The organism is Sphingopyxis sp. EU05-FHT14B03 (assembly GCF_058790875.1).
Map to the genome: position 1 here is coordinate 424849 of NZ_JBYTDC010000003.1, position 13548 is coordinate 438396.

Below are 13548 nucleotides of genomic sequence, written 5' to 3' on the forward strand. Positions count from 1 at the left end.
TTGTAACCTTTGTCATGATATGCCATATCCACCATCGCAATTGCCCCAACGGAGAATCGGGTGACCCACGTCGCCAGCCACGACCATGCCACGACGCGCCTCGGCGCGCTGGTTCGGGCTGCGCGCGATTCGAAGCCGCTGACCTCGCTGTCGGGCGACCAGCTGGCGATGGGCCTGTCGGGGCTGTGCCTCGTCCACTGCCTCGCGACGACGGTCTTTTTCGCCTCGATCGCCTCGGTCGGCGGGGTGATGTTCGACAATCACCTGTTCCACGAAGTCGGCCTCGTCGTCGCGATCGGCTTCGCGCTGATCACGCTCGTCTCGGGTGTGCTCAGCCATGGCTATATGATGCCCTTCGCGGTCGGCAGTTTCGGGCTGGGCATGATGGGCGGCGCGCTGTCGCGGCCGCATGACGGCAGCGAAGTGCTGGCGACGATGATCGGCGTCGCGATCGTCGCGCTCGGCCACGACCTCAACCGGCGGGCGCGGCACTAGCGCGCCGAAACGGACCGGTCCGCCGCTTGCGGCACCCCTGCAAAGAGCCTACATTGTGCCCAGTTGGGCAGATTGGCGCGCGCCATTTCGGCCACGCGCATAAGGAAACGCCGATGGGCAAGCATGATCATCCGCACGTCGAGGCCAGTGGCGCCTCGCTCGCCAGTGCCGCGCAGACCGCGCTCGAGGCTGCGGGCGAAGCCTGGACCGACATGCGCGCGCAGATTTTTGACGCCGTCGCCGAGATCGGCAAGCCCGCCAGCGCCTATGAAATCGCCGACATCGTGTCGAAGAACCGCGGCAAGCGCGTCGCGCCGAACAGCGTCTATCGCATCCTCGACCTGTTCGTGGCGAACAACCTCGTCCGCCGGGTCGAAAGCGCCAATGCCTTTGTCGCCAACAGCCATCCCGGTTGCCTCCACGACTGCATCTTCCTGATCTGCGACAGCTGCGGGTCCGCCGTTCATATCGACAACGACAAATTGTCCGACGGCGTCCGCGCCGCCGCCGACGCGACCGGCTTTGCCGCCGAACGCCCGGTGATCGAAGTGCGCGGCAAATGCGCCGAGTGCCAATAGGGCGCCCCGATCGCACCCCGCCGGACCCGTAAATGGCTGGCGGGGGGCTCCATCGCTGGATCGAGGCGCAGCGCACGCGTCCGCCCGCCCCGACCCGCTGGTGGGTGCTGACCGTCGCGATCGGGATCGCCACATTGCTGTTCGGCCTTCACCTCGGGCAGGTCTTCCCGGCCGATGCCGCGGCGATCCACCCCGGCTATGGCGCGCCGGTCATCGCCTTTGAATTCGCACGCGGCGAGGCCGATCTGTTCGCGGTCTTCGGCACCAGCGCCGATCCGTTGCAGGTCGCCCGCCTCGCCGCGATGCGCGCGGGCAACGAGCAGGACTATCTGTTCATGCTGCTCTACGCCGCCTTCCTCGGCAGCGGCTGTTTCGCGCTGTGGCGCGAACTCCGGCTGCGCTGGCTGCTCGCCGCGGTCGCGCTGCCGATTTTCGCCGCGCTCTGCGACGCCTATGAAAACTGGCTGCTCTTCGACATCCAGGCGGCCTTCACGCTGGGCGACTATTCGCCCGCCATGGCCAGCCTGCCCTGGCCGGTCGCGGCCAAATTCCTCGCGCTCACCCTGACCAATGTCGCGATCGGCTATGCCATGGTGCAGATGGGGCGATGGTGGCAGTTCGCCGGCACGCTTGTCCTGATCCCCTGCCTCGCCACGATCATGGCGCTGATCGCCCCCGCCGGCTTTGGCTGGACGCTGACCGCGGTGATCGGCGCCGGCTGGTTCGCGCTGCTCGTCATGGCGGCGATCGGCGCGTGGTATGCGCTGGTTCGCCGCGAGCCGCTGGTCAATTTCGATCCCGAAACCCCGCACCGCCGCGCCGCCGATCGCGACGAACCCGAAATTTCGCTGGCGCCCGGCAAGCGCCGCCATTTCGGGCGCCGAAAGGAAGATATTTAGGGTCCGTACTCCCTTACAGCACCGTCGAGGTTTGAGGCAAAATGGCCCACTGCGAGGAGAGAAGGCGAAGACATATGTCAATATTTCGAGACTTCTCGACGAAGCAATGGGCCATTTTGGTCAAATCCCTTCGGGACGTCCAAATGGCTTCCATCTCGAACCGAAAGCCGCTTGGAAAGGCAACCAGCCTTCCCGGCGCACCTTTCGGTCCGACCTGTTCGCCATTTGGGCGCCTCGACGGTGCTGTAAGGGAGTACGGACCCTTAGCCTCTTTTCGTCGCGGCGCGGCGGGTCTAGGGACACGGGCGAATCCTGACACAGGGCAAAGGGGACTGCACCCATGAACACCGTCATCATCCGCGAGGACGACCTCGTCGAAACCATCGCCGACGCGCTCCAGTACATCAGCTATTTCCACCCGATGGACTATATCCGCGCGCTCGGTGCCGCTTATGAACGCGAAGTCTCGCCCGCCGCGAAGGACGCGATGGCGCAGATTCTGTCGAACAGCCGCATGTGCGCCGAAGGGCATCGCCCGATCTGCCAGGACACCGGCATCGTCACCGTGTTCATCAAATGGGGCATGGACTGCCGCCTCGACTCACCCCGCAGCCTGCAGCAGGTCGTCGATGAGGGCGTGCGCCGCGCCTATCTCCATCCCGAGAACAAACTGCGCGCCTCGATCCTCGCCGATCCCGCGTTCAGCCGCGTCAACACCAAGGACAACACGCCCTCTGTGCTCAATGTCGAAATGGTCCCCGGCGCCAAGGTCGTGATCGACGTCGCCGCGAAGGGCGGCGGCAGCGAGAACAAGTCGAAGTTCAAGATGCTGAACCCGTCCGACAGCATCGTCGACTGGGTGCTCGAAATGGTGCCGCAGATGGGCGCCGGCTGGTGCCCGCCAGGCATGCTCGGCATCGGCATCGGCGGCACCGCCGAAAAGGCGATGCTGCTGGCGAAGCAGTCGCTGATGGACCCGATCGATATGACCGAGCTGCTCGCGCGCGGTCCGTCGAACCCGACCGAGGAACTGCGCATCGAGCTGTATGAAAAGGTCAATGCGCTCGGCATCGGCGCGCAGGGCCTCGGCGGCCTCGCCACCGTGCTCGACGTCAAGATCGCCGACTGGCCGACCCACGCCGCGTCGAAGCCGGTGGCGATGATCCCCAACTGCGCCGCGACCCGCCACGCGCATGTCACGCTCGACGGCAGCGGCCCGGCGTTTCTCGAACCGCCGAAACTCGCCGATTATCCACAGATCGACTGGAAACCCGACCAGGCGGCGATCCGCGTCGACCTTGACAATCTCACGCCCGAAGTCGTCGCGAGCTGGAAGCAGGGCGACCGCCTGCTCCTCAACGGCAAGATGCTCACCGGCCGCGACGCCGCGCACAAACGCATCGCCGAGATGCTGGCGAAGGGCGAAGAGCTGCCCGTCGCGTTCAAGGACCGCGTCATCTATTATGTCGGCCCGGTCGATCCGGTCGGCGAGGAAATCGTCGGCCCCGCAGGTCCCACCACCGCGACGCGCATGGACAAGTTCATGGACATGATGCTCGATCAGGGCCTGCTCGCCTGCGTCGGCAAGGCCGAACGCGGCCCCGCCGCGACGCAGGCGATCGCGAAGCACAAGAGCGCCTATCTGATGGCGGTCGGCGGCGCCGCCTATCTCGTCGCGCGCGCGATCAAGGGCAGCAAGGTCGTCGGCTTCGCCGACCTCGGCATGGAGGCGATCTACGAATTCGAGGTGCAGGACTTCCCGGTGACCGTCGCGGTCGACAGCGAAGGCCAGAACGTCCACGTCAATGCCCCCGCGCTGTGGCAAAGGCGAATCAAGGACGAAGGGTTGCTGGAGAAGGCATAAGGTCCGGCGGCCATGAGCCGCTTCCCGATCTGGTTCACCGTCGCCATCGGCGTCGCGGCGCTGTTCTTCCTCGCCGTGCCCTTCGGCCCCGGCACCAGCAGCGGCGCGCGAGCGTTTTTCTCGATTCTGATGGGCGGCCTCATCACCGGCGGCGCGGCGGTGATCCTGTCATTCCTCCGCGACCTCGCCGGCCTGGCCCGTCGCCGCGCTGCACCGCAGCCGCCGATCGTGCCGCGCGCGCCGCCGCCCGACCTCTCGCCCGCGCGCAAGGCGGCGGTGCGCAAGACCGTGGCAGTCCTGGCCGAACATGGCCTCTTCGCGCCCGAAATCCCCGATCCCGCGCTCTTCTTTCCCGGCGTCGCCGACATGGACGAGAGCGTGAAGCCCGACACCATCCTCGCTGCGCTGGGTGAGCTCGGCCATTATCATCCCGGCACCGATCCCGCGCGCTTCATGGCCAATCTCGCGATACTCGATGCGAAGACCGAGCAGGATCCCGATTATCTGCGCGGACAGATCGCCGACCTCGAACGACTCGCGGGCGGCGCGTTGCAAATCGCCGACGTCGCCATCGACGCCGTCTGGCCGCCGGCCGAGCGGATCATGCCCGTCCGCATCGCCCTGACCGTGAACGGCGCGCCGCTCACCATCGCTTATGACGGCGACGTCAAATATGCGAGCAGCCACATCCAGCACGCGCTCGCGCTGCACCTCGATGCCGCCAAGGCCGGCCGCCGCTTCGCTTGGCTGTGGACCGATCAGGGCGCATGGATCGCGGCCCTGCCCGACGGCGCGGTCGAGGCGCTGAACGCCGCGCTCAAGCTGAAACCGCAGGGCCGCTGCGTCTGGGAATGGGTGAGCGACGCCAAACCCTTTGCGGCGGGTGGCACGCCCTAGTCGCGGCCTAGTCGCGGCGCTTCACCGCCGCGCCGCTTTCGATCACCATTTGCACGTCCATCGCTTCGTCGCCGTCCTCGCGCGGCGCATAATCGGCGAACGCCGCATAGGCCTCGGCCCAGCGCTCCTCCATCCGCACGACATTATAGGGGTGGCTGACGAGATAGAATTGCCCCGCCTCCATCTGCGGCACGATCCGCGCCGCAAAGGCATCGGCGTCCATCGCGGGCTCGGCATGACGCGTCATGTCGGACTTGACCCAGCCGGGGATGATCACGCCGACCTCGATCGCGGACGACACCTCGTTCCGCAGCATATCCATCAGCCCCAGCACCGCATGCTTGCTCGCGACATAGGCCCCGCCCTTCACGCGCACCGCGTTGAACAGCGCATTTTCTGACGCGGTGGCATAAATCCCGGCCGGAAGCCCGTCGGCCTGAAAACGGCGCCCGAAGCTGCGGATACAGTTCCACACCCCCCAGAAATTGACCTCGAACAAGGCGCGCGCCGCCGCCGGATCGCAATCGATCACCGATGCACGCGGCCCACCGACCCCAGCGTTGGCGATGATCGCATCGGCGCGGCCATGCGCCGCCCAGGCGAAGTCGGCGAGCGCCTCGACCGAAGCTGCATCGGTCACGTCGCCGACGAAGGCACGCGCATCGATGCCGAGCGCCGCCAGCGCCGCCACTGCCTCGGCCAGCTTCGCCTCGCGCGGTTCGCACAATATCAGCTTCGCCCCCGTGACCCCGAGCCGCTTCGCCAGTGCAAAACCGATCCCCGTCGCGCCGCCGGTGATCACGACGCATTTGCCAGCAAAATCCATCGCTCGGCCCTCCCTTGCGGATCAGGCTAGGCTCGCCCCGCGCCGATCGTCAATCGCCAGCTTGCCTTCCACGCCAGTTCGTCCAGACTTGCCCGGGGCCAAACCGCATAGGGGACGCAGCATGGATTTCCGCACCTTCGACCGCTTGAACCGCCGCGACGTGATTCGCGGCACCGCGATGCTCGGCGCCGGCGCCATGCTGATGCGCCCGCTGCCGTCGCTCGCCGCGACCGGCCCGATGGCCGAGATCCGTAAGGCAGCGGAGGCGGGCAAGGAAGCCTCGATCAAGCGACTACGCGACTGGATCGCTCTCCCCTCGATCGCCGCCGAGAACCGCAACATGCCCGAGGGCGCGGCCTATATGGCCGAACTCGCGCGCGACGCGGGCTTCAGCAATGTCGAGATCGTGCCGACCGACGGCCACCCCGGGGTGTTCGGCACGATCGACGTCGGCGCCAAGCGCACCCTCGGCATCTATTTCATGTACGACGTCAAACAGTTCGATCCCGCCGAATGGTCGTCGCCGCCGCTCGAGGGCAAGTTCGTCGCCAAGGAAGGCCTCGGAACCGCGATCGTCGGGCGCGGCGCGACCAACCAGAAGGGCCCGGAATCGACCTTCCTCGCCGCGCTCCACGCGATCCGCGCCGCCAAGGCGACGCTGCCGGTCAACATCGTGCTGATCTGCGAGGGCGAGGAAGAGATCGGCTCGCCGCATTTCCGCCAGGTCGCGACCAAGCCCAATGTCCTCGCCGCGCTCAAGAAATGCGACGGCATCTTCATTCCCTTCCCGTCGCAGGACAAGACCGGCGCGGTCGACGTCAACCTGGGATCGAAGGGAATCATCGAACTCGAACTGGTCGCGAGCGGCGAGAAATGGGGCCGCGGCCCCAAGGGCGACGTGCATAGCAGCCTCAAGGCGATGATCGACTCGCCCGCCTGGCGGCTGGTGCAGGCGCTACAGACGCTGGTCACTCCCGACGGCAACACCCCCGCGATCGACGGCTGGTTCGAAAATGTCCGCCCGCTCACCGAGCGTGAAAAGACGCTGATCCGCGAAGCCGCGAAGGGCGCCGACGAAGCGGCTGAAAAACAGGCGCTGGGGGTCCAGACCTGGATCGACAATCTCAGCTATGACGACGCGCTGATCCGCCTCGCGCAGGAACCGACGGTCAATATCGAGGGGCTGGTCGCGGGTTACACAGGCCCCGGCGGCAAGACCGTGCTGCCCGGCCGCGCGGTCGCCAAGCTCGACCTGCGCCTCGTCCCCAACCAGACCCGCGCCGAGGCCGAAAAGAAGCTGCGCGCGCATCTCGACAAACATGGCTTCACCGATGTCGAGATGAACGTGTCGGGCGGTTACGACCCGACCGAGGTCGCCGAGGACAGCCGGCTGATCCGCACCGAGCTCGCGACCTACAAAAAACTCGGCATCGCAACCAACATCAACGCGCGGCTCGCGGGCAGCTGGCCCGGCGCGACCTTCACCGCGCCGCCGGTGTCGATCCCGGCGGGCCATTTCGGCACCGGCCACGGTGGCGGCGCGCACGCGCCCAACGAATATTATCTGATCGATTCGACCAACCCCAAGGTCGCGGGGCTCGTCGACGCCACCATGGGCTTCGCCGAATTCCTCTACACCCTCGCCGCCATCAAATAGGGAGGGGCAAATGACCGACCTCAACGGCGTCGCGCACGTCATCCTGACCGCGGGCGATTTCGCCCGCTCGACGGCTTTCTGGCGCGACGTCATCACCTATCTCGATCTCAAGATCGTACTCGACAGCGACGCGATGCTCTATGGCGTCGGCGGGCGCACCGCGATCGGCATCCGCACCGGTAGCCCCGAGAACGCCGGCAAGCGTTTCGACCAGGGCGCCCCCGGCCTCCACCACGCCTGCTTCCGCCTGCGCGACCGCGCCGCGGTCGATGCGATCCATGAATTCCTCAAGAATCGCGGCGACATCGCCATGGTCCACGGCCCGCAGGAAGAACCCTGGGCGCCCGGCTATTATTCGATCCTGTTCGAGGACCCCGACGGCATCCGCATCGAGTTCAACCATGTGCCGGGGGTCGGGTTGCTGGCGGAGGGCGAGACGATCGGCGGGGCGGAGGTGTTCGACTAAAATCCTCCCTGTGGCCGCAGGCCATGGGGAGGGGGACCATCGCCGCAGGCGATGGTGGTGGGGCCAGCAACATCGGCGTTTTTGCCCCTCCGTCAGCGCTTCGCGCTGCCACCTCCCCATCGCTGCGCGACGGGGAGGATCGATCAGAACCCGTACACCAACGTGAATCGCGTCTGCGTATCGACGCTCTCCACCCCCGGCGGCGGGCTCGAATCGATCTGTGCCGAATAGGCGATCCGTGCCGACAATTTGCCGCTCAGCTTGGCGTTGAGCGAGGTCAGCGAACTGGTCGAGCTGTTCGCCTCGCCAACGACGGTCGACGCAACCTGCGTCAACCGCAGCGTCGGTGACAATTGCCAGCCGAAGTCGAGTCCGGCGAGCGCGGTCAGTTCATTGTCGATGTCGCCGCGCACAAAATCGGTGCGCCGCCATGCCGGCCCACCCTTCAGGCTGAGAGCCACCGACTTGCTGTCGATCAGCTTGTAACCGAGCCCGCCCGACAGGTTCCAGCGGCTGTCGTAGCCGAGGATGCGATCCTTCTCCCAGCGCCCCAGCCCATAGACGAAGCCGCGGTCGCTCAGCCGATATTGCGGCTCGACTTCGCCGAGATAACGTTCGATCGAGGTGCGGCCGTTGGTGCGCTGATAATCGGCCTGCAACCGCAATTTGTGCGTCCAGTCGATCCCCTTGCGCGCCAGCGCCAGCCCCGCGCTCAGCCCCGCCGATTTGGTGTTGCCAGTGCTCAGCGATCCGCCGATCTGCCCCTCGCCCTTCCAGTTTTCCCAGAATTTCGCCGCCGCCAATTTGGCGCGCACCGCCGCCGCCGCTTCGTCCTTCAGCCGCTGCCGCTCGGCGCGATAGGCGACGACTCGCGCGTCGATTTCCGCCGCATCGTCGGGATTGGCCGCTTTCGCTAGCTTGGCGACGGCTTCGACATCGGCGTCCTTGCCGCTCGCGATGGCCGCGGTCAGCATGTCGCTCACCGGATCGGGCGGCACCACCGCGGGGTTCGCGCTCCGGTAATAGGCGATCAGCGCGTCGATCTCGCCCCGGCTGCCCGGATTGGTCCTGCGGGCGAGCCTGACCACCGCTTCGACATCGCTGTCCTCGCCGCTCGCGAAGGCGGCGTCGATCATCGCGCGCACCGCATCGGGCAAGGGCGGGTCGGGGTCCATCAGCATCAGCGGGAGCGGATCGGCCAGCAACGGGTCGGCGAGCGCCGGGTCGGGCTGGAGCGGCATCGCGGGATCCTGTGCCGCATGCGCGGGCGGAATCGCAAGGGCGAGCGGCAGGCAAAGCGCGGCCAGTCGGGAGAGAGAGGTCACCGAAGACGTCCTTCGCTTGGGGGCAGAAGCCGGGTTCGTTCGACCGATCGCGCGGGCCTGCGCACGTTCGATGGCGCCCTATAACCCGAAAGTCGCTGGCATTTCCACCCCGGCTGTCCCATTTGCAGACTTATGTGGATCGCGATCATCGCCATTTTTGGCGCCGGCATCGGCAATTTCGCTATGCACCGCGCGTTCATGGAAAGCGACGACCCGCTGGTGCAGGAGATGCTCCGGCCGTTCACCGACAAGGTCGGGCCGAATATCACCTATGTCTTCGAGTTCCTGCTACTCGTCGGCGCGATGGCGATCGCGACGCGCAACTGGTTCACCGGGCTGCTGCTCTACGGCCTCTACACCATCTTCAACGCGATGGCGTTCAGCTGGGTGATGCACCGGCCGAAATAGGCGCGGTCCACGCCGGCCCGACGATCGGCAGGCCCTGCGCCCGCAGCCGGTCGAGCACCCCGTCGGGTTCGGCGAGCACCAGCAACGGCACCACCGCCAGCGTCACGCCGGGCTTCGCCGCCGCATCGTTGATCGCGCCGACCCACTGCTGGCGCAGCGCCGGGCCGAAGCCGTCGTTGGTCCATGGCCAGCAGCGCCCGAGCGCCCTTTCGAGCGGGTTGGCCATCACCGCCGGCACGTCGAACTCGGTCCACGCCTGCCCACGCGCGGCGACGATATCGCCGCCGGCCTCGGTCGCCGTCATCGCCGCGTCGAGGCAGGGGATATGCGTTTCGGGAGCCGCCGCGAACAGATTGTCGAGCATGTCCTCGCCGCGCATCTCGCCGACCGGCTGCGCCGGAATGTCGGCGCGGTTCGCCGCCTTGCGGACGATATCGGACGCGTCGTCGGTCGTGTCGCGGTTGAAGGCGAGTCGCTTGGCGAGCAGATCGAACGCGGTCATCAGGAAATTCTTCTGCGCATAATCCTGATCGAACCGCGCCTCGAGCGCCCGCAGCCGCGCGATCTGATGCACGTCGAGATAGTCGGCGGCGACGCGACCCTTGGGCAATTTGGTCAGTCCGCCACCCTTGAAGATCAGCCGCAATATGTCGCCCGGCGACACCTTCGCCTTGGTCCCCAGGATGACCCGCTGCGCGCGCTCGGTCGCGCCCTCCAGTCGCTCGGGACGCCATGGCGTCGCTTTCGGCACGTTGCGGATTTCGCCGACCAGGATCACCGCGCCCGTCGGCGTCTTGATCGTCCACATCGGGGCGCCCGACCGGCGCGCGGTGACGACGATCTCGTCGGTGGTTTCGCCTGTCGCGGCCGGGCCGGCGGCTGGGTCGGTCGCCATTACATGCGGCGTCGTCGCCGCCAGCAGCGCGGCGATCAGAACGCCGCGCGCGGTCACGCGACGCCGTGGTACCACCACACCCCGTCGCGATCCTCACGCCGGACGCGCCCTTCGACCTCGAGCCGCTTCAGATGTGCGAGCGCCTCGCCGGTCGCCATGCCCAGCTGGTCCGGGCCGATCGGGCGGTTGAACAGCAGCGGGAAGGACTCCACCGCGCGCATCGGCGCCTTCGCGATCGCCTCGGCCAGATTATAGAGCCGCATGCGATGCTCGTCGCGCAGCGCCATCAGCCGGACGTGCAATCCCTTGAACGGTTCGCCATGCGCGGGGCAGGTCAGGACGTCGCCGGGCACCGTCGCGATCAGCCTGTCGATCGAATCGAGCCATTCGCCCAGCGGATCGGCACCGGGTTCGGTGATATTGATCGACACGTTCGAACTGATCCGCGGCAGCACCTGGTCGCCCGACACCAGCACGCCCTCGCGCTCGTTCCACAGGCACGCATGTTCGGGGCTATGCCCCGACCCGACAACGACGCGCCACTGGTGCGCGCCCATGTCGAGGACATCGCCGTCCTTGATCCGCTGGTAGCTGCGCGGCAGCGGATAAACCATCAGGCCGAAGCGGCCCCAACCCTCGCTCTTCTGCCGCTCGATCGCCGCCTCGTCCCAACCGGCGGCGCGCGACTGCGCCAGCGCCTCGTCGGGCGCCGTGTCGCTGGTGTCGCCGACGATCATTCGCGCGGTCAGCATCTCGCCGCGCGTCATCCACAGCTGGACGCCCTTCTTCTTCGCGATCCAGCCGGCAAGGCCGATATGGTCGGGGTGCAGGTGGGTGCCGATAACGCGGGTGATCCGCGTGTCGGCAAGCGCGCCGGCGTAAAGCGCCTTCCACGCGTCCGAACAAATGGTCAGGCAAACGCCGGTGTCGACCACCGCGACGCCATCCTCCCCGTCACTGGCAGCATCGTCGAGCAGCCAGCTGTTGATATGGCCGAGCGAGCCGGGCATCGGGATGCGTGCCCAGCGGATTCCCGGCGCGATGCGGATCGTCTCGCCCACCCCCGGTGCGGCGTCGCCCCAGGGATAGGTCAACCCGGCGCGGCTCGTCGCGGTGAAACTGTCGTCCTGGGTCAGCGAGGCGTCCGGCGAACCGCTGGCCGCCGGAATACCCTCTTCGTCACTGACCGACGCCACGCCTTATGCCGCCGTTTCGTCGTTCGCGGCGGCAAGCGCGGCTTCGCTGGCTTCCTCGGCGGCGCGCAGCTCGTTCGCGGCGATGCGCTCGGCGCGCAGTTCCTCGAGCAGCGCCTCGCGGTCGCCCTCGAAACGATTGTCGGTCGGCGCGGCGATACCGGCCTTCTTCGCAGCCTTGGCGACCAGCGCGTCGAGTTCACGCTGCGAACAGAGGCCGAGCGTCACCGGGTCCTTGGCGACGATGTTCGCGCTGTTCCAGTGGCTGCGGTCGCGGATCGCGCCGATCGTGTTGCGGGTGGTGCCGATCAGCTTGCCGATCGCGCCGTCCGAAACCTCGGGATGGTTCTTCAGGATCCACGCGATGCCGTCGGGCTTGTCCTGGCGCTTGCTGACCGGGGTGTAGCGCGGGCCGCGGGTGCGGCGGATCGTGTCCTGCGCCTGCTTGCTCATCTTGAGCTTGTAGTTCGGGTCGTTCTGACCCTTTTCGATCTCGTCCATCGACAGTTCGTGCGCGCGAACCGGATCGCGACCGGTATATTTGGTCGCGGCGGTCTCGTCGGCGATCGCCTGCACTTCGAGGATGTGGATGCCGCAATAATCGGCGATCTGGACGAAGGTGAGGCCGGTGTTGTCGACCAGCCAGGCGGCGGTCGCATGCGGCATCAACGGGGTGGCGTCGGGGTTGACCATGACTGCTCTCCAAAAGCGCAAATAATAAGGGCCGCCCCTCGCGGGGCGGCCGGACATTGGCAGCGGCTATATGCCGGTTTCGAAAAAGGGGCAAGTGCGGGGATTGGCGGGGCAGATGTCGGACTTGGAGCGGTTTCCAGACCGCCCTCCATTTCCGTTCGTGTCGAACGGGATTTATCCGCAACCGTCCGATACGGCCTTCCCACTAAGTCCCCATCGCCACAAACCCCGGCTCGCCCTCGACCCGCGCGATCCACGCCCGCACCCCCGGATAGTCCGCCAGTGCGAAAAACCCGCTGTCCTCTGCGACATGGGTGTAGGCATAAAGCGCGATATCGGCGAGCGTCAGTCCCGCGCCAACCAGCCAGTCGCGCCCCGCCAGATACTCGTCCATCAACGCCAACGCCGCCGCCCCCGCTTCCTGCTTCACCGGCACCAATGCCCGCTGCACATCGCTCAAATTCGCTTCGCCGATCCATTTCATCCAGAAGCGCAGCGTCGCGACATTGGGCTCGTGATTATATTGCTCCCAGAACATCCAGTGCAGCATGTCGGCGCGCGCGAAGCGATCGTGCGGCACCAGATGTGTGCCGTCGGCGAGCCAGAAACAGGCGGCATTGCTTTCGGGCAGGAATTTGTCGCCGATCTGCAGCACCGGGATGCGCCCGTTCGGGTTGACCTCCGCCAGAAACGCAGGCGTCCGCGTCTCGCCCGCGATGATATCATATTCGCGCCGCTCGATCGGATAGGCAAGCAGCGCCGCGGTCAGCCGGATCTTGTAGCAATTGCCGCTCGCCGCATATTCGTGAAGGATCGGTCTCTCGCTCATAATGCCCCCAAGGCTTTCCGCGCGGCTAACTGGCCTGCCGCGCCGGTATCTGGATCAGGTTGACAAAGGACATCGCCACCGCGCCGTGCTGGTTGGTCACGGTCATCAACATGGTCAGGACCCCTCGGTCGGGTTTGCTGTCGGACCTGCGAACATCGATGATTTCGCGCCGGATCGACAGCAAATCGCCCGGCCGCACCGCGCTCCGCCACTGCAGGTCGTCGACCTTGAGGCCGAGCAGCGGCGTGTCGCCGAAGGGCGCCGAATCGACGAATTCGCGCATCACGACCGCAGCGACATGCCAGCCGCTGGCGATCAGGCCGCCAAAGCGTCCCCTGGCCGCTGCCTCGGCATCGACATGCATCGGCTGCGGGTCATATTCGCGGGCGAAGCGGATGATGTCCGCCTCGGTCATCTCGATCGGACCGCCAGTCCAGACCTGCCCGATTTCAAGGTCTTCGAGAAAGAGCGAATGCGCAGCCAAAATCACCTCCGGAACCGATACCCCCGCACCCGGAACGCC

The 13548-nt window shown here is 66.6% G+C and carries 15 protein-coding genes; 8 read left to right on the top strand and 7 right to left on the bottom strand.

Going from position 1 to position 13548, the window contains the following annotated elements:
• Positions 1-60 precede the first annotated feature (60 nt).
• The 5 genes from AC3WS4_RS18620 to AC3WS4_RS18640 all read left to right on the top strand — a co-directional run bounded on the left by AC3WS4_RS18620 (position 61) and on the right by AC3WS4_RS18640 (position 4733).
• Complete coding sequence (locus AC3WS4_RS18620) at positions 61-495, top strand: MerC domain-containing protein (protein WP_082544899.1); 435 nt, start codon at positions 61-63, stop codon at positions 493-495.
• Positions 496-608: 113 nt separating this feature from the next.
• Positions 609-1073, top strand: a complete 465-nt coding sequence (locus AC3WS4_RS18625; protein ID WP_056345603.1) for a Fur family transcriptional regulator — start codon at positions 609-611, stop codon at positions 1071-1073.
• Positions 1074-1105: 32 nt separating this feature from the next.
• Complete coding sequence (locus AC3WS4_RS18630) at positions 1106-1972, top strand: hypothetical protein (RefSeq protein WP_492737287.1); 867 nt, start codon at positions 1106-1108, stop codon at positions 1970-1972.
• 340 nt (positions 1973-2312) lie between these two features.
• Entirely contained in the window at positions 2313-3836 is a 1524-nt protein-coding gene (locus AC3WS4_RS18635; RefSeq protein WP_492737289.1) for a fumarate hydratase, read from the top strand.
• 12 nt (positions 3837-3848) lie between these two features.
• Complete coding sequence (locus AC3WS4_RS18640) at positions 3849-4733, top strand: hypothetical protein (RefSeq protein WP_492737291.1); 885 nt, start codon at positions 3849-3851, stop codon at positions 4731-4733.
• 7 nt (positions 4734-4740) lie between these two features.
• Here AC3WS4_RS18640 and AC3WS4_RS18645 read toward each other — a convergent pair whose 3' ends face one another.
• Positions 4741-5559 (bottom strand): SDR family NAD(P)-dependent oxidoreductase, encoded by an 819-nt coding sequence (locus AC3WS4_RS18645; protein ID WP_492737293.1) that lies wholly within the window; start codon positions 5557-5559, stop codon positions 4741-4743.
• A gap of 121 nt (positions 5560-5680) precedes the next feature.
• On the opposite strand from AC3WS4_RS18645, the gene AC3WS4_RS18650 reads away from it, so the two are divergent.
• Both AC3WS4_RS18650 and AC3WS4_RS18655 read left to right on the top strand, forming a co-directional pair.
• Positions 5681-7216 (top strand): M20/M25/M40 family metallo-hydrolase, encoded by a 1536-nt coding sequence (locus AC3WS4_RS18650; RefSeq protein ID WP_492737295.1) that lies wholly within the window; start codon positions 5681-5683, stop codon positions 7214-7216.
• A 10-nt stretch (positions 7217-7226) separates the two neighbouring features.
• A complete protein-coding gene (locus tag AC3WS4_RS18655; protein WP_492737297.1) occupies positions 7227-7682 on the top strand; it encodes a VOC family protein in 456 nt (151 codons plus the stop codon).
• Positions 7683-7825: 143 nt separating this feature from the next.
• Here AC3WS4_RS18655 and AC3WS4_RS18660 read toward each other — a convergent pair whose 3' ends face one another.
• Entirely contained in the window at positions 7826-9007 is a 1182-nt protein-coding gene (locus AC3WS4_RS18660) for a DUF481 domain-containing protein (RefSeq protein WP_492737299.1), read from the bottom strand.
• A gap of 132 nt (positions 9008-9139) precedes the next feature.
• Between AC3WS4_RS18660 and AC3WS4_RS18665 the strand changes: the two genes are divergently transcribed.
• On the top strand, positions 9140-9415 hold the full coding sequence (locus AC3WS4_RS18665) for a hypothetical protein (RefSeq protein ID WP_056345586.1): 276 nt from the start codon (positions 9140-9142) through the stop codon (positions 9413-9415).
• Here AC3WS4_RS18665 and AC3WS4_RS18670 read toward each other — a convergent pair.
• From AC3WS4_RS18670 to AC3WS4_RS18690, 5 genes are all read right to left on the bottom strand, one after another.
• Positions 9387-10367 carry a TraB/GumN family protein gene (locus AC3WS4_RS18670; RefSeq protein ID WP_492737301.1) on the bottom strand — a complete coding sequence of 327 codons (981 nt, stop codon included), beginning with the start codon at positions 10365-10367 and terminating at the stop codon, positions 9387-9389. The genes AC3WS4_RS18665 and AC3WS4_RS18670 overlap by 29 nt on opposite strands.
• Entirely contained in the window at positions 10364-11506 is a 1143-nt protein-coding gene (locus tag AC3WS4_RS18675) for an MBL fold metallo-hydrolase (RefSeq protein ID WP_492737303.1), read from the bottom strand. Before AC3WS4_RS18675 ends, AC3WS4_RS18670 begins: the two co-directional genes overlap by 4 nt.
• 3 nt (positions 11507-11509) lie before the next feature.
• Entirely contained in the window at positions 11510-12169 is a 660-nt protein-coding gene (locus tag AC3WS4_RS18680) for a DUF1013 domain-containing protein (RefSeq protein WP_056347151.1), read from the bottom strand.
• 232 nt (positions 12170-12401) lie between these two features.
• The gene (locus AC3WS4_RS18685; RefSeq protein WP_492737305.1) at positions 12402-13025 is read right to left on the bottom strand and encodes a glutathione S-transferase family protein; all 624 of its coding nucleotides are present in this window, start codon (positions 13023-13025) and stop codon (positions 12402-12404) included.
• A gap of 25 nt (positions 13026-13050) precedes the next feature.
• Positions 13051-13509: a MaoC family dehydratase gene (locus tag AC3WS4_RS18690; protein WP_222943099.1), complete on the bottom strand. Its 459-nt coding sequence runs from the start codon at positions 13507-13509 to the stop codon at positions 13051-13053.
• Between the last annotated feature and the right edge of the window lie 39 nt (positions 13510-13548).